Raw genomic sequence first — 23,166 nt, forward strand, 5'->3', positions numbered from 1 at the left:
GGATGAGGACGCTCCATTATAGTCAGCCCGCCTGCAACGGACAGGCCGGCTGCACCATTCATTTCGACATCAGGTCCCGCATGCGACGGCGCATTTCGCGTTCGATGCGCTGCTCTTCCTTCCAGTCGTCGCGGATCGCGCGCCATAGCGAAATCGCCATCAGCACCACCACCAGCGCAAACGGCAATGCAAACACGATGGTTGCCGTCTGCAACGCATCGAGCCCGCCTGCCAGCAGCAGACTGATGGCAATGCCCGCCACCAGCACGCCCCATATGATCTTGATGCGCGACGACGGATCCGCCTGACCGCCGGTGCTCATCATGCCGAGCACCAGGATCGCCGAATCGCCCGAGGTGACGAAGAACACCAGCACCAGCACGGTGGCGATGACGGACATGATCAGGCCCAGCGGCATCTGCCCGAGCATGGTGAACAATGCCGTCGACAGATTCTCCTGCACCGCCTGCGCCATCGGCAGGCTCTGCCAGATTTCCATATGCAAGGCGGTACCGCCGAACACCGAGAACCAGACGAAGGCGGCCAGCGATGGCGCGATGACGGTGCCGATCACGAACTCGCGGATGGTGCGTCCGCGCGAGACGCGCGCGATGAACAGGCCGACGAACGGCGACCACGAAATCCACCAGGCCCAGTAGAACACGGTCCACTCGCCGACCCATTCGCTGTCGCGGAACGGCGTCATGCGCAGGCTCATCCGGACGAATTCGGTCAGGTAGTTGCCGAGCGTGCTGGTCAGCGTATCGATGATGGTCACCGTGGGACCGAGCACGAACACCATCAGGGTCAGGAAGGCGGCCAGCAGCATATTGGCCGACGACAGCCATTTGATGCCGCGCTCGACGCCGCTGATCGCGGAGACGATGAAGATCGCGGCCGTGACGACGATGATGACGATCTGCGCCGGCACCGAAACCGGCACGCCGAACACTACCGACAGCCCGCCATTGATCTGCAACGCGCCCATGCCGAGCGAGGCCGCCACACCGAAGGCGGTCGCGATCACGGCCAGGCCGTTGAAGATGCCGGACATGCGCTGGATCGGCCGCCACGGCAAGGCGCCGGTGGATTCGCTGACCAGCGAGACGCCGTCGCGGCGATAGAGAAAGAAGGCGATCGCGAGTGCGACGATGCTATAGACTGCCCATGGATGCACGCCCCAGTGAAAGAAGCTGTAGCGCATGGCGGCGCCTGCTGCCTCCGGCGTCAGCGGAAGAATGCCCGGCGACGGCTTGGCGTAGTGCGAGAGCGGCTCCGACACGCCCCAGAATACGAGGCCGATGCCCATGCCGGCCGCAAACAGCATGGCGAACCACGATGGCAGCGAGAAAGCGGGCTCTTCGTCTTCCTTGCCGAGCTTGAGGTTGCCATAGCGGCTCAATGCGAGGAACACCGAAAACAATACCAATCCCAGCACGACCCACAGATAGAGCCAGCCGAAATTCCTCGTGATCGCCGCCATGGCGAGATGGGATATGGAACCAAGCGTGGCTGGCGACAAGACGCCCCACAACACGACAGCGGATATCAGGCAGGCCGGAAAGAGCAACTGCATATCTTTCTCCTGAAAACAGACAAGCAGCACAAAGCGGACTTGCGGATGATGCGACAACCGGTCAACAGACCGATGAGCCTGGCGGCTCGTGAATGAAGAAGTGACATTGTACGCCTGTTGGACGCATGACCGGGCCGCGGTTGCCAAGCGGCGATCGAACGACCTTCAGTCTTCCGGCCAGCCGGATGCGATATAGACGGAGGCCACCGCCGCCGGCATCGGCACATCCATGGCCACGCATATCGCGCGCAGCAGGTCCGCCATCACCAGCTGCAGCGGCTTTCCGGGTTCGGCTGCCGCCAGCAGCCCCTTGATCAGCGCCGGCTTGAGCAGCGGCGCCAGTTGATCGACGCGCTCGAGCATGGCCGTGATCCGGGTGCGGCGCAAGGCGACCGGCGGCAGCAGGTCGCCGGGTTCCAGCGCCAATTGCGGACAGGCGCCGATGATGCGGGAAAACACCGCGGACGGCGGCTGCTTCTCGAGCGGCGCCACCACATGCGCCGCCAGCGAAAACAGGCCCATGCAGTCATGCCGCACGTCGGACAGGGAGTGGAAACGGATCGGCGCCGCGCGCTGGGCGCGCGCGTCAAGTCTGCGCAGCAGCACGATCTGCAAAATGAATTCCTGCAGCGTCACGCGCCGGTCTTCCGCAACCAGCCGTTCCACATGATCGAGCATCGCCATGTGCGCGCCGACCGGCAGCCGCCGCAATGCGGGAATCGACAGCTCCAGCAAGGGCAGACGGGCATTGTGCGGCAATGCGCGGATCGCGACCGCCATCGACAGGATGGCTTCGCTCTGCTGCGGCAGATGACGCTGCAGAAAATCGCGTTGTGCCTCCGCTTGCATGGTGCCGCTTTCCATGAACAGGGCCAGCACCAGCGCGACGGCGGCGTGCGGATCGTGCGCTGCCCGATCGATGTCCGGAGCCAGGCGAATCTGCCGCAAGGGACCATCGCCATAGGCCTGCGCCGCCGCGGCCGCGATGTCGCTCGCCGCCTCGCTCCTCGCAGCCTGCACTTCGACATCATCGACGTCGCTGGCGGTAAAGGACAGTTCCGGCAGGTGCCGTGCCGGTGCGGCGGTCGCCGCCCGCGATTCGGCTGCCGGCGCTTCCAGCCAGGTCCTGTTGCGACCGTAAATGCGATGCAGACGTTCCTGCAATGGCGGGTGCGTCGCGAACAGACCTTCGAGCAATCCCGGTTTGATCGCATTCAGAAAAAGATGCGAGAGATGCTCGGCATTGCCGTGCGCGATGCGCGCTTCTTCGCCGCCGTTGTGCACCAGCCCGCCGATCTTGCGCAGGGCATTGCCGATCCCGTCCGGATTGCGCGTGAACTGCACCGCGCTGGCATCGGCCAGGAACTCGCGCTGACGCGACACTGCCGCCTTGATCAGGCGCGCGAAGAAAAGACCGATATATCCGACCACGAACAGAACGCCGCCAGCCGCCACCACGAACAGATGAAACGGCATGCCGTCATTGCCGTCGCGCCGGCGTGGCGCGCCCAGCAGCGAGGAGCGCGTGCTGATTCCCATCATCTGCTGTCCGAAACCGGCCACCATCTGGATGCCGAACAGCACGCCGATCAGCTGCAGGTTAAGACGCATGTCGCCGTTCAGGATATGACTGAACTCGTGCGCCACCACGCCTTGCAGTTCGTCGCGCGACAGGCGCTCGAGCGTGCCGCGCGTCACCGCGATCACCGCCTCATTGAGACTGTGGCCGGCGGCAAAGGCATTGATCGACGGTTCGCGGTCGAGCACATAGATACGCGGACAGGCAATGCCCGATGCCAGCGCCATTTCCTCGACCACGTTGATCAGGCGACGTTCCTGCGCATCATGCGTGTCGGTGGCGAGCAGTCGCCCGCCCGCCATGCGCGCCACCGCGTCGCCACCCTCGCGCAGATTGAAGAATTCGACCAGCATGCCGCCCAGGATCAGCATGAGCGTCGCCAGCGTATTGGTCAGGAAAAAGTATTGCGGATAACCCTGTATGGCCTGCGCATGTCCCTGCAGCCAGCTCCACAGCAATGCCATGGTCACATTGACGGCAACGACGATGGCTGCAACGGCAAGGATGAACAGCGCGACCAGTTTTTTCGTCTGGCGCCGCGCCCTGTCCTGCTGCTCGAAGAACTTCATGAAGTGGAAAAGAAGATTGCCGTGCGCACCGCTGTATCCTCGCGCACGGGAAATGCCATGCTGCGTTCCTTCAGAACGACACCTTGACCGCCTTGCGCTCTTGCGCCGACTCGGTCGCCTCCAGCAGTTCCGCCGGTCGGAAACCGAAGGTGCCTGCGATCAGCGAACCCGGAAACTGCTCGATCGCCGTGTTGTAACTCATGACGCTGTCGTTGTACCCCTGTCGGGCGAAGGCGATGCGATTCTCGGTACTGGTCAGTTCCTCGCTCAACTGCATCATGGTCTGGTTGGCCTGCAGTTCCGGATACGATTCGGACAGTGCGAACAGCCGGCCCAGCGTCGCGCCCAGCGCGCCTTCGGCGGCCGCCACCTGGCGCACCGCCGCTGCATCGGTCGGATTGCCGGCCACCTTGCCGACCGCCGCTGCCGCCTGATTGCGCGCGGCGACCACGGCTTCCAGCGTCTCGCGTTCATGCGCCATGTAGGCGCGGGCCGTCTCCACCAGATTCGGAATCAGGTCATGCCGGCGCTTGAGCTGCACGTCGATCTGTGCGAACGCGTTGCGAAAATGATTGCGCAGGGCCACGATGCGGTTGTATATACCGATGGCCCAGAACACCACCAGTGCAACGATGGCCAGGACAGCAAGCACTGCAATCATCTCTTCTCCCCAATAAAAAAGCTGCCCGACTTGCGCCGGGCAGCTTCAATATACCATCCAATTATTTCTTTACGGAAACTTTTCTGTCATTCATCCAGTTGGGCATCGCGCACGGCCTTCCGCTGCGTATCCGGCGTGGAAGCCAATGCACGGTACTCTTCGTCGCTCAGGTATTCGAACACGCGCACCACTTTCTGTACACCGCTCACGCCGCGCACCACCTCGGTTGCCAGTTCTGCTTCCTGATGCGTGACACGGCCCATCAGATAGACGGTGCCGCTCTCGGTCACGACCTTGATCGCATTGACGTAGAGACCTTCCTTGTCGATCAGCGCCGCCTTGACCTTGCCGGTGATCAGCGTGTCGTTGGAACGCGACGTGAAGCTGGACGTGCCGGCCACCGCAAGCTCGTTGATGACTTCGCGCACGCCTTCGACGCTCGCCACTTCCTGTGCCGCAATAGCCTTCGATTGCTCATCGCGCACCTGGCCGGTCAGCAGCACGCGCCGGTTGAAGCTCGTGATCTTGACGTTGTCGCCAGCGGCCAGCTTGCTGTAGACGCGCTCGTCGCCCTTGAAGGAAATGGTCTTGTCGTCGGTCTGGGTACCCAGCGTGCGGCGGTCGGTAGCCGCCAGCGTTCCCACTACCGCAGCGCCGCCGAGCACGACCCCCGCGCACCCTTGCAGTGCCAGGACCGAGGCGCCGCACAACAGCGCCATGGCGACAGGACGTCGCACCGCAACCAGACAACGATTCAGATCAATCATGTTCATCCCCTCCGAAAAGTGCGACGTCGATGCCGTCGCACAAACAATGCAGCGTTAATGAATGTACTTCCTTGATGCGTGCCGCACGATCGTGCGGCACGCAAATATGGACGTCGGCATCGGTCAGCACCTTGCCGATCGCACCGCCTCCCTTTCCCGTCAGTGCCACTACCCGCATGTCCCGCTCCAGCGCCGCTTCGATCGCGGCCACCACATTGGCGGAATTGCCGGAAGTGGAAATCGCCAGCAGCACATCGCCGAACTGGCCGAATGCCTGCACCTGCTTGCTGAAAATTTCCTGAAAACCGTAATCGTTGCCGACGGCAGTCAGGATCGAGGTATCGGTCGTCAGTGTCATCGCCGGCAGCGGCAGGCGTTCGCGCTCGAAACGACCGACCAGCTGTGCCGCGAAATGCTGACAATCGGCGGCGGAGCCGCCGTTGCCGCAGGCGAGAATCCGGTTTCCATTAGACAAGGCGCCGAACATGAGTTCCACCGCCTGTGCAATCGGATGGGCAAGTTGGGAAGCGGCCTGGATTTTCAGCTCGGCGCTTTCGCGAAAATGGCCGAGTATGCGTTGAGTATTCATGATGGTCACGATTATAGAGCAGGCCATCGCCTGCCAATGGCATGGCACTCAGGTCTCGATCGCGTTTCTGAGCCAGTCCAGGACATCGCCGTCGATCGCGACCACGTCGAAGCGGCAGGGCGGCGGCTGGCGGTAGCGTTGCAGGAATATCTGGGCGGCCCCGATCAGGCGCCGCTGCTTGGCGGGCGTGACGCTGGCTGCCGCGCCGCCAAAGTCGCGACGCGCGCGTTTGCGCACCTCGACGAACACCAGCGTCGCGCCATCCTGCATGATCAGATCGATCTCGCCACCCTTGCAGAGGAAGTTGCGTTCGACCAGTTGCAGGCCATGCTGCCGCAGATGAAGCAGCGCGGCATCCTCGCCGCGGCTGCCTTCCTCCTGCCGTGCTGTTCGCGGACGCGGGAGGAAGGGAAGCGGCATGGCGCACATGACCTTGTTACTGCGGATCCAGCGGCCGCACCACGCCTTCGTGATAGATCGCCGGCTGCAACGTGCGCTCGAAACGCGGCGTGCCGCTGCCAAAGTGCACCGTCAGCTTGCCGGTCACACCGTCAATGGTGAAGTCGGTCTGGCGCAATGCAATGTTGTGCGCGACGCGATAGGCATCGATGCCGAGCGCATACAGGCGCTCGATATCGGTGCTGCGGCGCTGCTCGGGATTGGCCGGCAAATGCGGATAGGTCATCACCGCCGCATGGTCGGCCTGCAATTGCCATGGCATGTCGAGCAGCCGTACGCCCTCGAGATCGAGCAGCGGCGTGGCCGTTGCCCAGTCTTCGCGCGCGTGGGGATTCAATTGCGAAATGCCGTAGGTCGTCACCTCGCCGCCGATCGCCAATCGCAATTGCACGGTCTGTGCCGCGTCGAGCGCGACGAACAGCAGCGCCGGCCGCGCCGACTGGAGTCGGTTGCGCAGTTCGAGCAGACCATTGCCATCGATGAAGCCGCCGTTCATCGGCAACTCGACCGCTTCGGCCTGCAAGCCCATGCCACGCCATGCGGAGACGAAGGCAGCCGCCGCGCGGCGCTGCCACGATACGCCGGTCGAGATCGCCACGGCCTTCATCGCGCTCTTGCCGCTGCCGTTGAGCGCGGCAATCTGGCGCGCCTCATCCTCTACCGACAACCCCATTGCGAGCAGACCGGGCGACAGGCCGGCTTCGCTCGCCTCGGGCTGCGCCAGCGCGATGGTCGGCTTGACCACCGCGTGGCTCTGCACGATGGCAGTCACGCCGCTGCGCGTCAGCGGACCCACCACGATGTCGGCACCGGCGGCTGCCTGTTGATAGGCGATCAGAACGTCCTGCGGCACATCGCCGGTTTCAACGAGGTTGACCACGATATTGGCCGGCTCGTGCTGCCAGGCCGCCATGAATCCGGCGCGCACCGCGTTGGCGACGTGCACCAGTCCCTCGGACCGAGTCGGCAGCAGCAGCGCGATCCTGGTCGGCGCCACGATGGGCACCACTTCCGGCGCCAGCACCGGTTCCGGAATGGCACTGCCGACCGGTTCGTTGACGAACTGCTCGAGCGTGAGGTCGGTCTGCGCCAGCTGCATGCCGTCGAGCGACACCTGCGCGCCAGCGGCGACATCGTCGGCGAACGTTGCGTTTGCCCACACGGGAGCGCACAATCCGCTGATCAATCCCGCCAGTACGAAACCTCTCGCCCAATGTCCCAACATTCGAATCCTCCCATGACTGACCCTGCCGCCGATGCGGCTGCGATTGCACCGATTATGCATGATGTGGCGCAGCAGACTTTTCCTGCTGCCACATTATATGTGGTGGCCACACCGATAGGTAATGCCGGCGACATCTCGCTGCGCGCGCTGCACGTGCTGACCATTGCCGACGCCGTGGCCTGCGAGGACACGCGCAACACCGGCCACCTGCTGTCGCGCTACGGCCTGTCCAAGCCGCTGATCGCGGCGCACCAGCACAACGAGCGCGAGGTCGCCGAGCGGCTGATCGCGCGCCTGCAGCAGGGCGAGCGGATCGCGCTGGCGTCGGACGCCGGCACACCGGCGGTGTCCGATCCGGGCGCGCGCATCGTCGACGCCGTGCGCGCGGCCGGCTTGCGCGTGGTGCCGCTGCCCGGCGCCTGTGCCGCGATCGCCGCGCTGTCGGCCAGCGGCCTGCTCGACGACGGCTTCCATTTCGTCGGTTTTCTGCCGGCCAAGGCCGGGCAGCGCGAAACGATGCTGGCCGGACTGACTGCGGTGCGCGGCACGTTGATGTTTTACGAGGCACCGCATCGCATCGAGGAAACCACGGCGGCGCTGGCCGCCGCCTTTCCGCCCGAGCGGCAGATCGTCTTTGCGCGCGAGCTGACCAAACTGTTCGAGGAAATCCACCGCTGCGCACTGGCCGATGCCGGCGACTGGCTGGCGCAGGATGCTACGCGCCGCAAGGGCGAATTCGTGATCCTGCTGGCGGGTGCAGCGACCGACACCGACGACCGCCAGGCCGAGAGCGACCGCATCCTGTCCATCCTGCTGGAAGAATGCCCGGTCAAGCAGGCCGCCACGCTGGCGGCGCGCATCACGGGACAGAAGAAGAATGCGCTGTACGACCGCGCGCTGGAACTGAAAGCCGCCGGCAACGAATCGAGCCGGCTGGCATAGGAGCATGTCGCGCCGGCGTCAGCGCTGCACGATGAAAGGCTTGATGCCGCTGCTCTGCTCGACCTGACCGGCGATGGTCGCTGCGTCGTCGCGCGTGGCGAAGGGACCGCTGTAGATGCGATAGAGGTTGTCGACCGATTCCACATGCAGCGAAGCCAGCAGGTGCGCAGTGCTTTGCGACAGCCGTGCGCGCGCCGCTTCGGCATTGGCCGATTGCGAGTAGGCGCCGAACTGCAGGTAGTAGCCGGCAGCGGCCTGCGGCGCGGCGGGCTGGGTGGAAAGCGCAGGCGCAGGTGCCGTTACCGGCGCCGCACGCTGCATCGCATCGGCTTGCGGTGCAGCCGACACCGGCTGCAGCACAGGTGCCGCCAGCGTGCTGGACTGCACGCTCGGCACCAGCGAATCGCTTCCGGCCTCGACGCCGGCAACCGCAGTGCGGCTCCTCTTCTCGGCCAGGATGCGTTCGATATCGGCCGGCAGCAGCCGCTCGACTTCGAGTTCGGTGCTGCCATGGCTGATGTAGCCGAGGCGCAGCGCCGCCGTATAGGACAGATCGATCACGCGGCCAGAACGGAACGGGCCGCGGTCGTTGACCCGCACGATCACCTGCCGGCCGTTGCTGACGTTGGTCACGCGCGCATAGGACGGAATCGGCAGCGTCGGATGCGCGGCCGTCATCTTGTACATGTCGTACCGCTCGCCGGAGGAAGTTTTCTGGCCGTGGAATTTCTTGCCGTACCAGCTGCCATGGCCGCGCACCTTGTACGGGCGGTCATCGGTGAACGGAACGTAACGCTTGCCGAACACCACGTAGGGGCTGTTGCCGCGTTTCGAATACGGTTCGATGCGCGGTTCGGCATCGGCCACCTCCATCAACCCTTCCGGAATATTGTCGCCGGGACCATCGTCGAGATAGTAGCCGCCGCGCCCGGAACCTGCCGCCGGCAAGGCCGGATAACCGCTGGACTTGGTGCTGCCCGCCGTTTGCGCCGGCTTGCCCGAAGAAGAACTCGACGGCGGCGTGGTGCTGCAACCGGCCAGCAGCAGAAGCGTCAACGCAGACAGGACACCGGCTACCTGCGGACGGAAAAAGAATCTGGACAACATTGCTTCTCCTCGAAACGCCACGGCATGCGCGGCATTCAACTCTGCATCAGCTTGCGATGCCGCTGGATGCTCATCAGTATTCCGACGCCGAGGCCCAGCGTCACGAACGCCGTGCCGCCATAGCTGAAGAACGGCAGCGGCACACCGACGACGGGCAGAATACCACTGACCATGCCCATGTTCACGAAGGCGTAGGTAAAGAAGATCATCGCCAGCGCTCCGGCCAGCAGGCGAGTGAACAGCGTCGGCGCCTGCGCCGCGATCACCATGCCGCGCCCGACCAGCAGCAGGTACAGGATCAGCAGCACGACGTTGCCGATCAGTCCGAATTCCTCGGAATAGACGGCGAAGATGAAATCGGTGGTGCGTTCGGGAATGAACTCGAGATGCGCCTGCGTACCGTTGAGCCAGCCCTTGCCGGTCAGCCCGCCGGAACCGATCGCGATCGTCGACTGGATGATGTGGAAACCCTTGCCAAGCGGATCGGTGGTCGGATCGATCAGCGTCAGCACGCGGCCACGCTGGTAGTCGTGCAGCATCGACCACGCGATCGGCAGGCTCGCCAGCACCGCCACGATGCCGGCGGCAATCACCTTCCACGACAGGCCGGCGAAGAAGACCACGTAGAAGCCCGCGCCCAGCACCAGCAGCGCCGTGCCCAGATCGGGCTGGCGCATGATGAGCGCGACCGGCACCATCAGCAACACGCCGGCGATCACGAATTCGCGCCAGCGGGTCGACTCTTCGCGTTTCTGAAAGAACCAGGCCAGCATCATCGGCATCGCGATCTTCATGATCTCGGACGGCTGGATCACCACGCCGATATCGATCCAGCGCCGCGCGCCGTTGCGGATCAGGCCGAACTGCGCCACCGCCAGCAGCAGCACGACACCGCCGACATAGAGCGGCACCGCGAACCGCATCAGCAGTTGGGGCGGCACCAACGCAGCGATCCACATCACCAGCAGCGACAGCGTGATGTTGCGCAGATGGTCTTCGATACGGCCCGGGAAATCGATGCCTGCAGAATAAAGCGTGATCGTACCGACTGTCATGATCAGGATCACGATCAGCATCAGCGGCCCATCGAATACGCGCACGTAGGGCGCGATCAGCTGCAGTGGGGAACGTTTTTCGAGACTCGCCATGCCTACTCCACCATCTCGCCATCGAGCGCCATCATCACGGGCGCCGCGACCGGCTTGCCGTCCTTGTCTTCCGGACGCTTGCCGAGCAGGTAATAGTCGAGCGCCATCTTGGCGATCGGCGCGGCAGCTGCCGATCCGAATCCGCCGTTTTCGACGATCAGCGCAATCGCGATCCTGGGCTTGTCGATCGGCGCGAACGCCGTGTACAGCGAGTGATCGCGATGCCGATCCTTCATTTTCGACGCATCGTATTTTTCATTCTGCCTGATCGTGATTGCCTGCGCCGTTCCGGTCTTTCCGGCCGACTCGTAACCGGCATTGCGGAAGACGCGCGAACTCGTGCCTTCCTTGACCACGCCGGCCATGGCGTGCTTGACGAAGTCGATGTTCTCCTGCTTGAGCGGAATGCGGTAGCTCTCCTTGTGCACCGTCAGCGCGCGCTCTCCGCTCACGCCATCCTCAATGGATTGCACCAGATGCGGCTTCATGACCACGCCGTTGTTGGCAAGCGTGGCCGTCGCATGCGCGAGCTGCAATGGCGTGAAGGCGTTATAGCCCTGGCCGATGCCGATCGAAATCGTCTCGCCCGCGTACCAGCGCTTCTGCTCGGGCTTGCGATAGGCCTCGCGTTTCCACGCCGTCGAGGGCAACACGCCGCTACGCTCGAACTCGAGGTCGATGCCGGTCTTCTGGCCAAAGCCGAACGGCTTCATGAAATCGTGAATGGTATCGACACCGAGTTCACTGGCGAGAATGTAGTAATAGGTATTGCACGACTGCGCAATGGACTTGTACATGTCGACGATGCCATGGCCGTTGGGCTTGTCGTCGCGGAACCGGTGGTTGCCGAACCAGAAATAACCGGGGTCAACGATCGAATCCGAGGGCTTGCGCTTGCCCAGCTCCAATGCCGCCAGCGCCATGAAGGGCTTGTAGGTCGAACCCGGCGGATAGGCGCCCGACAGCGGGCGGTTCAGCAGCGGATGATCGGGCGAATTATTGAGTTCATCCCAGCTCTGCTGGTCGATGCCTTCGACGAACAGATTGGGATCGTAATTCGGCATCGAGACATAGGCGAGGATGTCGCCGGTTTCCGGCTCGATCGCGATCAGCGCACCGCGCCGGTCGCCGAAGGCCTGTTCGACCACCTTCTGCAGTTCGATGTCGATCGACAGGATCAGGTTGGAGCCGGGCGTGGCCGGCGTGCGCGACAGCGTGCGGATCGGCCGCCCGCCGGCCGAGACCTCGACCTCCTGATAGCCGGTGCGGCCGTGCAGGACTTCCTCGTAGCTGCGCTCCACGCCTTCCTTGCCGATATGCTCGGTGCCGCGATAGTTGGCCGATTCGCCATTTTCATCGATGCGCTTGACGTCGCGGTCGTTGATGCGTCCGATGTAGCCGATCACGTGCGCCGCGGTCGCGCCCTGCGGATACTGGCGGAACAGGCGCGCCTGCACTTCGACGCCGGGGAAGCGATAGCGCAGCGCCGAGAAGCGCGCGACTTCCTCGTCGGTCAGGCGCACGCGGATCGGCGAACTGGCGAGGTTGCGCGACTCTTCGCGCAGCTTGCGGAAGCGGCGGCGGTCACGCGGCGTGATCTCGACCACGGTCGCCAGCTCGTCGATCAGTTCCTCGAGATCGCCCTGGATCTTGGACGGCGTGATCTCCAGCGTGTAGGCCGAGAAATTGCGCGCCAGCACCACGCCGTTGCGGTCGGTAATCAGGCCGCGATTGGGCACGATGGGAATCACCGAGATGCGGTTGTCCTCGGCCTGCGCCACATAATCGTCGTGCTTGAATACCTGCAGCCAGAAGAAGCGCGCCGCCAGGCAGACGAACAGCACGAACACCAGCGCACCGGCCACCGACAGGCGCAGCCGGAAGCGATGCAACTCGCGTTCGGTATCCTTGAATTCAGTCATGCTTTTCCGGTAGCGGATCGCGCGCGGACGCGGACCTCAACATTCTCTCTTCATGACGCGCACGGCCGTCAAATCGGCCGCGTGTCGTCCTTGTCGGTGGCGCGGCGTTGCGGTGCCAGCAGCAGCCACGTGACGAACGGCCACAAGATGGCGGCCACCAGGCTCTCGGCAAAGATCAGCCAGCCCGGGAACGGGCCGCCCACCATCAGCCGCACCACCAGCCCGACCAGTTGCGCCAGCAACATCAGCGCGAACACATGCAATGCCTGCACTCCCATCGGAAACCACAGCACGCGACGGTGGATCATGATCGCGAAGTAGGACAGCAGCGTATAGGCCAGCGCGTTCTCGCCCAGCAGCGATGCATCGTGCACGTCCATCAGCAATCCCATGAAGAAGGCGATGCCGATACCGACCTTGCGCGGCTGATGGATGCTCCAGAACACCAGCGTCAGCGCGACGAAGTCAGGAATGCCGACCCACTGCCCCCATGGCAGCAGATTGAGCAGGAAGGCAATCAGCAGACTGAACGCGATGAACAGCGGGCTGGCCGGCAGCAGGATGTAATGCGGATGCTGGCTCATTGCGGCGCCTCCGGAGCGGTTTCTTCCTGCGCGGCAGGCGCTTCAGGCGCCTTTTCCTCCACTACGTCGCCGCGACTAGTCGCATGCTGCAGCAAGCCTTTCTTGCGGCCGGCCTGCTTGTTCTCATCGGGCGGACGCGGCTCGTACTTGTTTTCCACCAACAGGATCAGGAGCTGGCGATTGCGGTCGAAGCCGGCGGTCGGCTTGCAGACGATGCGCGCGAACATGTCCGACTTGCGCTCGACCTCGGTGACGGTCGCCACGGCCAGTCCCGCCGGATAGATGCCGTCGATGCCCGAAGTAACCAGCACATCGCCTTCCTGGATATCGACGTTGGACGGCTGGAACCGCAGTTCCAGCAGGTTCGACTGGCCACGGCCGTAGGCCACGCTGCGCAGGCCGTTGCGCACCACCTGCACCGGCAGCACCTGATCCTTGTCGGTCACCAGCGTGACTTCGGAACTGAACGGGAACACGCGCGTGACCTGCCCCACCACGCCGACATGGTCGATGACCGGCTGGCCGCGTTCGACGCCACTCTGGCTGCCGCGATCGAGCATGATCTTGCGCGTGAACGGATCGCGCGTGTCGTAGAGGATTTCGCCCATGATGGACTTGACCGGCAGGCGCTCCCTGGCTTCGAGCAGATTGCGCAACTGGGCGTTTTCCATCAGCAGCAACTGCCCCTGCTGCAAGGCGTGCGCATCGATGGTCTGTTGCCGCTTGAGTGCCTCGTTCTCGGCCTTGATGTCGGTCAGCGTGGTGAAATAGTCGCCCACGTAATACAGTACGTCGCGCGGCGCCATGGCAACGACCTGCAAGGGATAGAGTGCGGTGGACACCACCTGCCGTACCACGCCGAGCGTGCGCATGTGGGAATCGATGAACAGCAACACCAGCGCAATCAGTGCAAAGCACACCATCTTCGCGCGTGCCGAGGCACCTTGTTTGAAAAGCGGTGGTGGGCTGTATTCCATTTAATGCCTGGGGGAGCTGCCGGGGATGGCTGAAATGCGGGTCGCCAAAGTGCGGATCACGGACTGGCGCCGCCGGTCCTGCATGAGGCCGGCGGCGGCAAGAGACTCTGTTTCGCTACGGACTTTCTTCATCGGTTCATGCGTTCATCGAAGAATGCGCACAAGCCGGGACGATTACTCCTGCGAGAAGATCGAACCGAGCTTGTCCATGCGTTCGAGCGCCATGCCGGAGCCGCGCACCACGCAGGTCAGCGGATCTTCGGCGACGATGACCGGCAGGCCGGTCTCTTCCATCAGCAGGCGGTCGAGATCGCGCAGCAGCGCGCCGCCACCGGTCAGCATCATGCCCTTCTCGGCGATGTCGGCGCCAAGCTCCGGCGGCGTCTGCTCGAGCGCGTTCTTGACAGCCGATACGATGTTGTTGAGCGGATCGGTCAGCGCCTCGAGAATCTCGTTGCTCGAGATCGTGAACGAGCGCGGGATGCCTTCGGACAGGTTGCGGCCCTTGACTTCCATCTCGCGCACTTCGGCGCCCGGGAAGGCCGAACCGATTTCCTTCTTGATCGCCTCGGCGGTCTGTTCGCCGATCAGCATGCCGTAGTTGCGGCGGATGTAGTTGACGATGGCCTCGTCGAACTTGTCGCCGCCGACGCGGATCGAGCTGCGATAGACCATGCCGCCGAGCGAGATGATGCCGACTTCGGTAGTGCCGCCGCCGATGTCGACCACCATCGAGCCGGTCGCCTCGGCCACCGGCAGGCCGGCGCCGATCGCGGCCGCCATCGGCTCCTCGATCAGATAGACCTGCGCGGCACCGGCGCCCAGCGCCGATTCGCGGATCGCGCGGCGCTCGACCTGGGTCGAACCGCAGGGAACGCAGATGATGATGCGCGGCGAAGGCTTGAACAGCTTGGTGTCGTGCACCATGCGGATGAACTGCTTGAGCATCTGCTCGGTGACGGTGAAGTCGGCGATCACGCCATCCTTCATCGGGCGGATCGCCTCGATGTTGCCCGGCACCTTGCCCAGCATCTGCTTGGCTTCCTTGCCGACCGCCATGATGGTTTTCTTGCCATTGGGACCGCCCTGCTGACGGATCGCCACGACCGACGGCTCGTCCAGCACGATGCCGGCGCTGCGCACATAGATCAGCGTATTGGCGGTACCCAGATCGATCGCCAGATCGTTCGAAAAATAACTGCGTAAGAATCCAAACATGAATTGTCCTGAGGCGCGAACGAGCGCGCATGGGTCGATGAAAGACTGCTTAATTGGTCGCGTAAAGCGTATTCGTGCCGCGGCAAGTCCGCGTGGCAAGCTTGTTCTCGCGGCGCCGGCAAGGCATTAGCCGCGTATTCTACCTTATAATTCCGCTTGATTTGACCCACAAAAATCGCAAAAACAAGCGGCTTGTGCACGATCTTGCCGCCAACGGGCAGGAACAGACACGCATTTTGTCCAAACCGGTTTTTCTTAACATTTTGTCAGCGGCCCGGCCGCTTCCCGACCCATGTCTCTCGAACTTTCCGACGTCAAACGCCTATCGATCCTCGCGCAGATCGAACTGACCGACACCCAGTCTGCCCAGACACTGGACAAGCTCAACGGCATCTTCGCCCTCGTCGAGGAATTGCGCGCGATCGATACCAGCGGCGTCGAACCGCTGAACCACCCGATCGCCGCCGTGCTGCCCGAACTGTCGCTGCGCCTGCGCGAGGACGTCGCCAGCGAACCCGACCGCCGCGACAACTACCAGAAGCCGGCACCGGCCACGCAGGACGGCCTGTACCTGGTTCCCAAGGTCATCGAATAACAAAGACGGCAAGGCCCGCTCTGCCCTCGACGCCTGTTCGTCGCCACCGCATCCGATTCTCACCATGCACACCAAGACCCTCAAAGAACTCTCCGACCTGCTGCACGCCAAGGAAATCTCGGCGACCGAGCTGGCCTCGCTGTTCCTCGCGCGCATCCACGCCAGCGACCTCAACGCCTTCCTGCACGTGGACGACGAACTGACGCTGCAGCAGGCCAGACAGGCCGACCAGCGGCTGGCTGCCGGCGACGCCACCGCGCTGACCGGCATCCCGATCGCGCACAAGGACATCTTCGTCACGCGCGACTGGCGTTCGACCGCGGCCTCGAAGATGCTCGAAAACTACGTGAGTCCGTTCGATGCCACCGTGGTCGAGCGCTTTAATCAAGCCGGCACCGTCACGCTCGGCAAGCTCAACTGCGACGAGTTCGCGATGGGTTCGTCCAACGAGAATTCGTACTTCGGCGCGGTGAAGAATCCGTGGGACACCAGCGCGATTCCGGGCGGCTCGTCCGGCGGTTCGGCCGCCGCGATTGCCGCGCGCCTGGCACCGGCCGCCACTGCCACCGACACCGGCGGCTCGATCCGCCAGCCGGCCGCGCTGTGCGGCGTGACCGGCATCAAGCCGACCTACGGCCGCGTCTCGCGCTTCGGCATGATCGCGTTCGCGTCCTCGCTCGACCAGGGCGGTCCGATCGCGCAAACCGCCGAAGATTGCGGCCTGCTGCTCAACGCCATGTGCGGCTTCGACGAGCGCGATTCGACCAGCGTCGAGCGCCCGTCCGAGGATTTCACGCGCGAGCTGAACGCGCCGCTGCAGGGCCTGCGCATCGGCATTCCTCGCGAATACTTCGGCGAAGGCCTGGCAGCCGACGTCGAGCAGGCGGTACGCGCCGCGCTGACCGAGTTCGAGAAACTCGGCGCCACGCTGGTCGATATTTCGCTGCCCAAGACCGCGCTGTCGATCCCGACCTATTACGTGATCGCGCCGGCCGAAGCGTCGTCCAACCTGTCGCGCTTCGACGGCGTGCGCTACGGCTACCGCGCCAGCGACTACAAGGACCTGTCCGACATGTACCGCAAGACGCGCGCCGAAGGTTTCGGCGACGAGGTCAAGCGCCGCATCCTGGTCGGCGCCTACGTGCTGTCGCACGGTTATTACGATGCCTATTACGTGCAGGCGCAGAAGATCCGTCGCCTGATCGCGCAGGACTTCCAGCAGGCCTTCACCCAGTGCGACGTCATCATGGGGCCGGTCGCGCCGACCGTGGCGTGGGACCTCGGTGCGAAGGCCGACGATCCGGTCGCCAACTATCTGGCCGATATCTATACACTCTCGACCAGCCTCGCCGGCCTGCCCGGCATGTCGATTCCATGCGGCTTCGGTCAGGGCGAGAAAAACGGCAAGCGCCCGGTCGGCCTGCAGTTAATCGGCAATTATTTCGCGGAAGCGAAGCTGCTCAACGTCGCACACCAGTACCAGCAGGCGACCGACTGGCACGCGCGCCAGCCGGCCGGCATCTGAAGAACCAAACACATCAGCACACAACGCTCGAGAGCGAGGAAAACTATGCAGTGGGAAGTAGTCATCGGTATGGAAACGCATGCGCAGTTGACGACCGCATCCAAGATCTTCAGCGGTTCGCCGACGCGCTTCGGCGCCGCGCCCAATACGCAGACGTCGCCGGTCGATCTGGCATTGCCGGGCGCGCTGCCGGTCATGAACCGCGCCGCCGTCGAACGCGCGATCCAGTTCGGACTCGCGATCGATGCGCACATCGCGCCGACCTCGGTGTTCGCGCGCAAGAATTACTTCTATCCCGATCTGCCCAAGGGCTACCAGATCAGCCAGATGGACCTGCCGGTAGTGCAGGGCGGCAAGGTCTCGTTCGCGCTCGAGGTTGACGGCAAGACCGAGATCCGCTCGGTGCAATTGACGCGCGCGCATCTGGAAGAAGATGCCGGCAAGTCGCTGCACGAGGATTACCACGGCATGAGCGGCATCGACCTCAACCGTGCCGGCACGCCGCTGCTCGAGATCGTGACCGAACCCGACATGCGCAGCGCAGCCGAAGCGGTCGCCTACGCCAAGGCGCTGCACACGCTGGTGACCTGGCTGGGCATCTGCGACGGCAACATGCAGGAAGGCTCGTTCCGCTGCGATGCCAACGTCTCGGTACGCCCGGTCGGCCAGAAGGAATACGGCACGCGCTGCGAGATCAAGAACCTCAACTCGTTCCGCTTCCTCGAAGAGGCGATCAACTACGAGGTGCGCCGCCAGATCGAACTAATCGAGGACGGCGGCCGCGTAGTGCAGGCGACGCGCCTGTACGACCCGGACCGCAAGGAAACGCGCGAGATGCGCAGCAAGGAAGACGCGCAGGATTACCGCTACTTCCCCGATCCCGACCTGCCGCCGCTGGTCATCGGCGAGGAATGGATCGCGCGCGTAAAGGCCGCCATGCCGGAACTGCCGGGCGCGATGCGCGAACGCTTCGTGCGCGACTATGCGCTGTCCGAATACGATGCCGCCGTGCTCACGCAGTCGAAGGCGATGGCCGCCTACTTCGAAGCCGTGGTCGCCAAGGGCGGCAAGGATCAGGCCAAACCCGCCGCCAACTGGCTGATGGGCGACGTCGCCTCGACCCTGAACCGCGAAGGCATCGAGATCGACGCCGCACCTGTGCAGCCCGCGCAACTGTCGCTGCTGCTGCAGCGCATCACCGACGGCACCATCTCCAACAAGATCGCCAAGGAAGTGTTCGGCGGCATGTGGGAAGCGAAATCGGACAATGCCGCGCTGGCCGACGAGATCATCGAAGCCAAGGGCCTCAAGCAAATTTCCGACAGCGGCGCGCTCGAGAAGATCGTTGACGACGTGCTGGCCGCCAACGAGAAATCCGTCGCCGAATACCGCGCCGGCAAGGAACAGGCGATCAACGCGCTGATGGGCCAGGCGATGAAGGCCAGCCGCGGCAAGGCCAATCCGGCACAGCTGACGGAAATGCTGAAGAAGAAGCTGGCCTCCTGACCGCACGTGGCTCAACAAAAAAGCGCGCCGGCTGGCGCGCTTTTTTCATGCAGGAGCGATTCATGCGGATTCGCCTTCAAGCGCAGAACAAGGCGGAGTGCCGAAGGCAGTGCCGATGCACGGCAAGGTCCCCAACGCAGTTATGCGCTGGCGAATCCGTATCAGTCGAAGCGCGTGGTCTGCTTGCTGTCTTGCACGTACCAGATGACCAGCACGATCCAGCCGATGATCGGAACGAAACCGATCAGTTGCCACCAGCCGCTGCGATCGGTGTCGTGCAAGCGTCGCGCCGAGACCGCGATGTTCGGCAGCAGCAGCGCCAGCGACAACAGTTGCGGTAGCCGTTCGCTGATCAAACCCAGCACGAAGGCGGCGATCACGTTGAACAGCACCCACCACCAGAATTCCGAACGTGTGGCGCGGCCCTTGAAGTCGGCGTATTTTCTGAAGCAGGTACGTATCGATTCCGTGAACGTCATGATGCTCCCCTCTCCTTGTCGTTGCGGTGGCTGAATCCTGCCCGCATCATACGCTGCGCATGGCGCAATGGTGATTTTTTGGCAAACGCCGCATTGCAGGCGTGCGTTGCAAGAAAAAACGTCTGACTGCGCGCAATCTATTTTGCGGATTGCACGGACAACTGCCGGCCGGCGAGTTCGCGGTAACGCTGCAGGATGCTGTCGTACTTGCCGTTGAGGCGCACCAGATCGTCTTCGGCGTCCTGCAGGCTGCGGCCGATGGCGCGCATGCGCACTGCGGCGCGTTCCTGCGCGGCGGCATCGCCATCCGCCGCCTCCCATTCCTGCCGTGCAACCAGCAGCGCTCCCTTGTGCTGCACGACCAGGTTGCCGAGCGAGGCGCTTTCGCGCTGGCGTGCGACTTCGATGTCATCCTCGCTGCGGTAGCGCGACATCAGCGCATGGTCGGCACGCTGGCGTTCGCGACGCGCATCTTCCTCGGCCTGGCGCTGGCGCCGTTGCTGGTCGAGGACGCGCTGCTGTTCCGCCGTCGGCGGCGCCGCGATCTCGCGCCGGAACACACCGTTGCGGCCGTATTCGCGCACCGTGCGGTCGGCGCATTCGGGAATCGGACGGTCGGAGGTCAGGGTGCGGCCGGCGGCATCCTTGCAGGCAATGATGCCCGCGTGCGCCGCCATCGGGTACAGCAACCAGAGAACCAAGAGTTTTCCTGCCATACCCGCCATGCTGCCTCCCTGCTGCATCAGCTCACGCCATATCTCCTGCGATAGGCGGCCACCGCTTCCTTGTATTGCGCGAGCTCCGGATTGGCGCCCGCGTTGGAAATGTATTCGAACAGATCTTCCAGATTGCCGATCGACACCACCGGGATGCCGTAGGCCTTGCTCACTTCCTGCACCGCCGAATGCGCGGACAGCGCATCGTCCTTGCCCGAACGCTCCATGCGGTCGAGCGCGATCAGCACCGCGCATGGCGTGGCACCGGCGGCGCGGATCATATCGACCGATTCGCGCACCGAGGTGCCGGCCGAGATCACGTCGTCGATGATGACCACGCGTCCTTCGAGTTTGGCGCCGACGATGGTGCCGCCTTCGCCGTGGTCCTTCGCTTCCTTGCGGTTGAAGGCGAACGGCACGTCGCGTCCCTTGTTGGCCAGCGCCACCGCGGTCGCCGACGCCAGCGTGATGCCCTTGTAGGCGGGGCCGAACAGCATGTCGAATTCCACGCCCGATTCGAGCAGCGTCTGCGCATAGAACTCCGACAGGCGCGCCAGCGTGCCTCCCTGGCTGAACAGGCCGGCATTGAAAAAGTACGGCGAGGTGCGGCCTGCCTTGGTGACGAATTCGCCGAAGCGCAAGACGCCGGTTTCTACCGAAAATTGGATGAATTCCTGCCGTAAATTGTTCAAGACGACTCCGTAACGGGATGAAAAGTGACGAAATTTGTCGCGCCGCAGCGCGCCAGGGCCACATTTTAAATCCTTCCCGCCCGCGCAGGACCACAATGCAAGCCATGTGCCTGCCCTCCTGCCACGACGATTGCCGTGACGGCTGCCGGGGCCGGCCGGCGCCGAATCGGGTATCCTGTCGCCTCTTTCCGCATTGCCCACATCATGAAGATCATTTCCGCCAACCTGAACGGCATCCGCTCGGCTGCCAGAAAAGGCTTCTTCCCCTGGATGGCCGCCCAGAAAGCCGATTTCGTCTGCGTACAGGAACTCAAGGCGCAGGCCACCGACATGACGACCGAGTTCCTGACGCCGGAAGGCTATCTCGGTTACTTCCACTACGCCGAGAAGAAAGGCTATTCGGGCGCGGGCGTCTATTGCCGCCGCGAACCGGACAACGTGCAGATCGGCTTCAACTGCCCCGAGTTCGACGCCGAGGGCCGCTACGTGCAGTGCGACTTCGGCAACCTCAGCGTGATCTCGGTCTATTGTCCTTCCGGCTCGTCGAGCGAGGAACGGCAGCAGGCCAAGTTTCGCTTCATGGACCTGTTCCTGCCGCACCTGATCGAACTCAAGGCGCTGGGCCGCGAGTTCGTCATCTGCGGCGACTGGAACATCGCGCACAACGAGATCGACCTCAAGAACTACAAGGGCAACCGCAAGAATTCGGGTTTCCTGCCCGAGGAGCGCGCGTGGCTGACGCGCATCTTCGACGAGGTCGGCCTGGTCGATGTATTCCGCAAGATCGATGCGCGCCCCGAGCAATACACGTGGTGGAGCAACCGTGGCCAGGCCTGGGCCAAGAACGTCGGCTGGCGCATCGATTACCAGATCGCCACCCCCGAGTTCGCAGCGGCTGCGCAGAGCGTCGCCATCTACAAGGACGAGCGCTTCAGCGACCATGCGCCACTGACGATCGATTACAACTGGCCAGTCTGACGGCACGCCGCTTCATCGAGGCGTCATGAAGGCGCGCCATACTCGAAGGCCGATACAGGCGACACCGCCGTATCGGCTTTTTCAATTCGACTTTTCCAACCCGGCCTGTTCCGCTACGGCGTGCCAAGCGCAGCGCGCGCGGCCGCACTACAATGCCGTTTGCATCGCCCCAGTCCGGCTCATTCCATGTCTTCCGTCGTCATTCCTGCCCCCTCTCGTCTCACGCGCATCGCCGCACCCTTCCTGTTCATCCTGCTCGGCGTGATCTATGCGTCGTGGGCGGCGCGCATTCCGGCGATCCGCGACAACCTGACGCTCGATCCGGCGCAGCTCGGCTTCGTGCTGCTGGGCGCAGGCATCGGCGCGGTCACCTCGTTCCCGCTGGCGGCATGGATGGTTGACCGCTTCGGCGGACCGCGCGCTGCCTGGTATGCGGGGCTTGGCCTGCTGCTCACGTTGCCGTGCCTGGCACTGGCGCCCTCGCTGTTCTGGCTGATCGCGGCAGCGTTCTGCCTCGGCGCCGGCTCGGGCTGCTTCGACGTCGCCATCAATGCCATCGGCACCGAGCAGGAACGTCTGGCCGGGCGCTCCACCATGTCGCTGCTGCATGCATGGTTCTGTGTCGGCACGCTGTCCGGCGCGCTGCTGGGAGCGGCGATGGCCGGCATGGGCATCACGGTCGCCGTGCATTTCAGCCTGATCGCCATCGCCATGCTGCCGCTGCTCTATCTGTGCGCGCACAGCCTGCCGTCCATGCGCGCCGAACGCGATCCGACCCGCAAGCTGTTCGCGGTGGCGCACGGTCCGCTCGTGATGCTCGGCATCATCGGTTTCTGCGGCGCGGTGGCGGAAGGCTCGATCGCCGACTGGAGCGGCGTCTTCATGACTGACCGCCTGCACGTGCACGACGGCGTGGCACCGCTCGCCTTCGCCGGCTTCGCCTGCCTGATGCTGCTGGCGCGGCTGGTATGCGACCGATTCAAGGACCGCTTCGGCGCGCGCAGGGTGGTGGCGAGCGGCGCGCTCCTGGCCGCCGCCGGACTCGTGATCGCACTGCTGGCAGTCAATGTACCGGTCACGATCGCAGGCTTCGCCCTGGCCGGCGCCGGACTGGCCGCGGTATTTCCATTCGTGTTCAGCGCTGCCGGCCGTCACGGCTCGACCGCGCTGGCGGCGGTCGCCACCTTCAGCTACAGCGGCGGCCTGATCGGCCCGCCGGTGATCGGCTTCTTCGCGCATCACTGGGGCTTGTCGTTCGGCCTGTGCTTCGTCTCCGTGCTGGCGATCGGCATCGCGATTGCGGCCAGCCGCGCGCGCTGGCTCGAGTAAACGGCAAGAACCTCTCTGCCGGC

22 protein-coding genes are annotated in these 23,166 nt (G+C 63.9%); 6 read left to right on the plus strand and 16 right to left on the minus strand.

The genetic code is table 11. The features are described 5' to 3' along the window. Positions 1 to 58 precede the first annotated feature (58 nt). The 7 genes from IEV38_RS02325 to IEV38_RS02355 form a co-directional block, all read right to left on the minus strand. Complete coding sequence (locus IEV38_RS02325; protein WP_188394541.1) at positions 59 to 1,576, minus strand: BCCT family transporter; 1,518 nt, start codon at positions 1,574 to 1,576, stop codon at positions 59 to 61. Between the two features lie 165 nt (positions 1,577 to 1,741). Beyond that, positions 1,742 to 3,724 (minus strand): M48 family metallopeptidase, encoded by a 1,983-nt coding sequence (locus IEV38_RS02330; RefSeq protein WP_188394542.1) that lies wholly within the window; start codon positions 3,722 to 3,724, stop codon positions 1,742 to 1,744. Between the two features lie 70 nt (positions 3,725 to 3,794). Beyond that, on the minus strand, positions 3,795 to 4,385 hold the full coding sequence (locus IEV38_RS02335) for a LemA family protein (protein WP_188394543.1): 591 nt from the start codon (positions 4,383 to 4,385) through the stop codon (positions 3,795 to 3,797). 86 nt (positions 4,386 to 4,471) lie between these two features. After that, positions 4,472 to 5,152 (minus strand): BON domain-containing protein, encoded by a 681-nt coding sequence (locus tag IEV38_RS02340; protein WP_188394544.1) that lies wholly within the window; start codon positions 5,150 to 5,152, stop codon positions 4,472 to 4,474. Further along, entirely contained in the window at positions 5,145 to 5,741 is a 597-nt protein-coding gene (locus tag IEV38_RS02345; protein WP_188394545.1) for a phosphoheptose isomerase, read from the minus strand. Before IEV38_RS02345 ends, IEV38_RS02340 begins: the two co-directional genes overlap by 8 nt. Positions 5,742 to 5,789: 48 nt before the next feature. Next, a complete protein-coding gene (locus tag IEV38_RS02350) occupies positions 5,790 to 6,161 on the minus strand; it encodes a YraN family protein (RefSeq protein ID WP_188394546.1) in 372 nt (123 codons plus the stop codon). 16 nt (positions 6,162 to 6,177) lie between these two features. After that, the gene (locus IEV38_RS02355) at positions 6,178 to 7,362 is read right to left on the minus strand and encodes a penicillin-binding protein activator (RefSeq protein WP_229728504.1); all 1,185 of its coding nucleotides are present in this window, start codon (positions 7,360 to 7,362) and stop codon (positions 6,178 to 6,180) included. A 75-nt stretch (positions 7,363 to 7,437) separates the two neighbouring features. On the opposite strand from IEV38_RS02355, the gene rsmI reads away from it, so the two are divergent. Beyond that, positions 7,438 to 8,367 carry a 16S rRNA (cytidine(1402)-2'-O)-methyltransferase gene (gene rsmI / locus IEV38_RS02360; protein WP_229728505.1) on the plus strand — a complete coding sequence of 310 codons (930 nt, stop codon included), beginning with the start codon at positions 7,438 to 7,440 and terminating at the stop codon, positions 8,365 to 8,367. Positions 8,368 to 8,385: 18 nt separating this feature from the next. Here the strand turns inward: rsmI and IEV38_RS02365 are convergent, their stop codons facing one another. From IEV38_RS02365 to IEV38_RS02390, 6 genes are all read right to left on the minus strand, one after another. Beyond that, the gene (locus tag IEV38_RS02365) at positions 8,386 to 9,474 is read right to left on the minus strand and encodes a septal ring lytic transglycosylase RlpA family protein (protein ID WP_188394548.1); all 1,089 of its coding nucleotides are present in this window, start codon (positions 9,472 to 9,474) and stop codon (positions 8,386 to 8,388) included. A gap of 35 nt (positions 9,475 to 9,509) precedes the next feature. Next, a complete protein-coding gene (gene rodA, locus IEV38_RS02370) occupies positions 9,510 to 10,622 on the minus strand; it encodes a rod shape-determining protein RodA (RefSeq protein WP_188394549.1) in 1,113 nt (370 codons plus the stop codon). Positions 10,623 to 10,624: 2 nt separating this feature from the next. Further along, entirely contained in the window at positions 10,625 to 12,544 is a 1,920-nt protein-coding gene (gene mrdA, locus IEV38_RS02375) for a penicillin-binding protein 2 (protein ID WP_188394550.1), read from the minus strand. 68 nt (positions 12,545 to 12,612) lie between these two features. After that, positions 12,613 to 13,128: a rod shape-determining protein MreD gene (mreD, locus tag IEV38_RS02380; RefSeq protein ID WP_188394551.1), complete on the minus strand. Its 516-nt coding sequence runs from the start codon at positions 13,126 to 13,128 to the stop codon at positions 12,613 to 12,615. Further along, positions 13,125 to 14,105 (minus strand): rod shape-determining protein MreC, encoded by a 981-nt coding sequence (mreC, locus tag IEV38_RS02385; RefSeq protein ID WP_188394552.1) that lies wholly within the window; start codon positions 14,103 to 14,105, stop codon positions 13,125 to 13,127. The genes mreD and mreC overlap by 4 nt, the downstream gene beginning before the upstream one ends. A gap of 174 nt (positions 14,106 to 14,279) precedes the next feature. Next, positions 14,280 to 15,323 carry a rod shape-determining protein gene (locus tag IEV38_RS02390; RefSeq protein ID WP_188394553.1) on the minus strand — a complete coding sequence of 348 codons (1,044 nt, stop codon included), beginning with the start codon at positions 15,321 to 15,323 and terminating at the stop codon, positions 14,280 to 14,282. Positions 15,324 to 15,615: 292 nt separating this feature from the next. Between IEV38_RS02390 and gatC the strand changes: the two genes are divergently transcribed. The 3 genes from gatC to gatB all read left to right on the plus strand — a co-directional run bounded on the left by gatC (position 15,616) and on the right by gatB (position 18,949). Then, complete coding sequence (gene gatC, locus IEV38_RS02395) at positions 15,616 to 15,918, plus strand: Asp-tRNA(Asn)/Glu-tRNA(Gln) amidotransferase subunit GatC (RefSeq protein WP_188394554.1); 303 nt, start codon at positions 15,616 to 15,618, stop codon at positions 15,916 to 15,918. 64 nt (positions 15,919 to 15,982) lie between these two features. Further along, positions 15,983 to 17,443, plus strand: a complete 1,461-nt coding sequence (gatA, locus tag IEV38_RS02400) for an Asp-tRNA(Asn)/Glu-tRNA(Gln) amidotransferase subunit GatA (protein WP_188394555.1) — start codon at positions 15,983 to 15,985, stop codon at positions 17,441 to 17,443. Positions 17,444 to 17,488: 45 nt separating this feature from the next. Beyond that, entirely contained in the window at positions 17,489 to 18,949 is a 1,461-nt protein-coding gene (gene gatB, locus IEV38_RS02405; RefSeq protein ID WP_188394556.1) for an Asp-tRNA(Asn)/Glu-tRNA(Gln) amidotransferase subunit GatB, read from the plus strand. 161 nt (positions 18,950 to 19,110) lie between these two features. Here the strand turns inward: gatB and IEV38_RS02410 are convergent, their stop codons facing one another. The 3 genes from IEV38_RS02410 to pyrE all read right to left on the minus strand — a co-directional run bounded on the left by IEV38_RS02410 (position 19,111) and on the right by pyrE (position 20,836). Next, a complete protein-coding gene (locus tag IEV38_RS02410; RefSeq protein ID WP_188394557.1) occupies positions 19,111 to 19,428 on the minus strand; it encodes a DUF805 domain-containing protein in 318 nt (105 codons plus the stop codon). A 137-nt stretch (positions 19,429 to 19,565) separates the two neighbouring features. Continuing rightward, a complete protein-coding gene (locus IEV38_RS02415) occupies positions 19,566 to 20,129 on the minus strand; it encodes a DUF4124 domain-containing protein (protein ID WP_229728506.1) in 564 nt (187 codons plus the stop codon). A 41-nt stretch (positions 20,130 to 20,170) separates the two neighbouring features. Further along, positions 20,171 to 20,836, minus strand: coding sequence for an orotate phosphoribosyltransferase (gene pyrE / locus IEV38_RS02420; protein ID WP_188394559.1), 666 nt, complete (start codon positions 20,834 to 20,836; stop codon positions 20,171 to 20,173). A gap of 201 nt (positions 20,837 to 21,037) precedes the next feature. Between pyrE and IEV38_RS02425 the strand changes: the two genes are divergently transcribed. Together IEV38_RS02425 and IEV38_RS02430 are read left to right on the plus strand one after the other, a co-directional pair. Beyond that, positions 21,038 to 21,814, plus strand: coding sequence for an exodeoxyribonuclease III (locus IEV38_RS02425; RefSeq protein ID WP_188394794.1), 777 nt, complete (start codon positions 21,038 to 21,040; stop codon positions 21,812 to 21,814). 186 nt (positions 21,815 to 22,000) lie between these two features. Continuing rightward, positions 22,001 to 23,143, plus strand: coding sequence for an MFS transporter (locus IEV38_RS02430; RefSeq protein ID WP_188394560.1), 1,143 nt, complete (start codon positions 22,001 to 22,003; stop codon positions 23,141 to 23,143). Positions 23,144 to 23,166: the final 23 nt, after the last annotated feature.

This window comes from Oxalicibacterium flavum (assembly GCF_014635065.1).
GTDB classification, from domain to species: Bacteria; Pseudomonadota; Gammaproteobacteria; order Burkholderiales; family Burkholderiaceae_D; genus Oxalicibacterium; species Oxalicibacterium flavum.

Excerpts from the sequence above, each read along its gene's own strand:
- mrdA (WP_188394550.1), bottom strand. The coding sequence starts at position 12,544 with ATGACTGAATTCAAGGATACCGAACGCGAGTTGCATCGCTTCCGGCTG.
- rsmI (WP_229728505.1), top strand. The coding sequence starts at position 7,438 with ATGACTGACCCTGCCGCCGATGCGGCTGCGATTGCACCGATTATGCAT.
- gatA (WP_188394555.1), top strand. The coding sequence starts at position 15,983 with ATGCACACCAAGACCCTCAAAGAACTCTCCGACCTGCTGCACGCCAAG.
- mreC (WP_188394552.1), bottom strand. The coding sequence starts at position 14,105 with ATGGAATACAGCCCACCACCGCTTTTCAAACAAGGTGCCTCGGCACGC.
- gatC (WP_188394554.1), top strand. The coding sequence starts at position 15,616 with ATGTCTCTCGAACTTTCCGACGTCAAACGCCTATCGATCCTCGCGCAG.
- IEV38_RS02350 (WP_188394546.1), bottom strand. The coding sequence starts at position 6,161 with ATGCCGCTTCCCTTCCTCCCGCGTCCGCGAACAGCACGGCAGGAGGAA.
- IEV38_RS02410 (WP_188394557.1), bottom strand. The coding sequence starts at position 19,428 with ATGACGTTCACGGAATCGATACGTACCTGCTTCAGAAAATACGCCGAC.
- mreD (WP_188394551.1), bottom strand. The coding sequence starts at position 13,128 with ATGAGCCAGCATCCGCATTACATCCTGCTGCCGGCCAGCCCGCTGTTC.
- IEV38_RS02365 (WP_188394548.1), bottom strand. The coding sequence starts at position 9,474 with ATGTTGTCCAGATTCTTTTTCCGTCCGCAGGTAGCCGGTGTCCTGTCT.
- rodA (WP_188394549.1), bottom strand. The coding sequence starts at position 10,622 with ATGGCGAGTCTCGAAAAACGTTCCCCACTGCAGCTGATCGCGCCCTAC.
- IEV38_RS02345 (WP_188394545.1), bottom strand. The coding sequence starts at position 5,741 with ATGAATACTCAACGCATACTCGGCCATTTTCGCGAAAGCGCCGAGCTG.
- IEV38_RS02340 (WP_188394544.1), bottom strand. The coding sequence starts at position 5,152 with ATGATTGATCTGAATCGTTGTCTGGTTGCGGTGCGACGTCCTGTCGCC.
- IEV38_RS02330 (WP_188394542.1), bottom strand. The coding sequence starts at position 3,724 with ATGAAGTTCTTCGAGCAGCAGGACAGGGCGCGGCGCCAGACGAAAAAA.
- IEV38_RS02325 (WP_188394541.1), bottom strand. The coding sequence starts at position 1,576 with ATGCAGTTGCTCTTTCCGGCCTGCCTGATATCCGCTGTCGTGTTGTGG.
- IEV38_RS02335 (WP_188394543.1), bottom strand. The coding sequence starts at position 4,385 with ATGATTGCAGTGCTTGCTGTCCTGGCCATCGTTGCACTGGTGGTGTTC.
- IEV38_RS02390 (WP_188394553.1), bottom strand. The coding sequence starts at position 15,323 with ATGTTTGGATTCTTACGCAGTTATTTTTCGAACGATCTGGCGATCGAT.
- IEV38_RS02430 (WP_188394560.1), top strand. The coding sequence starts at position 22,001 with ATGTCTTCCGTCGTCATTCCTGCCCCCTCTCGTCTCACGCGCATCGCC.
- gatB (WP_188394556.1), top strand. The coding sequence starts at position 17,489 with ATGCAGTGGGAAGTAGTCATCGGTATGGAAACGCATGCGCAGTTGACG.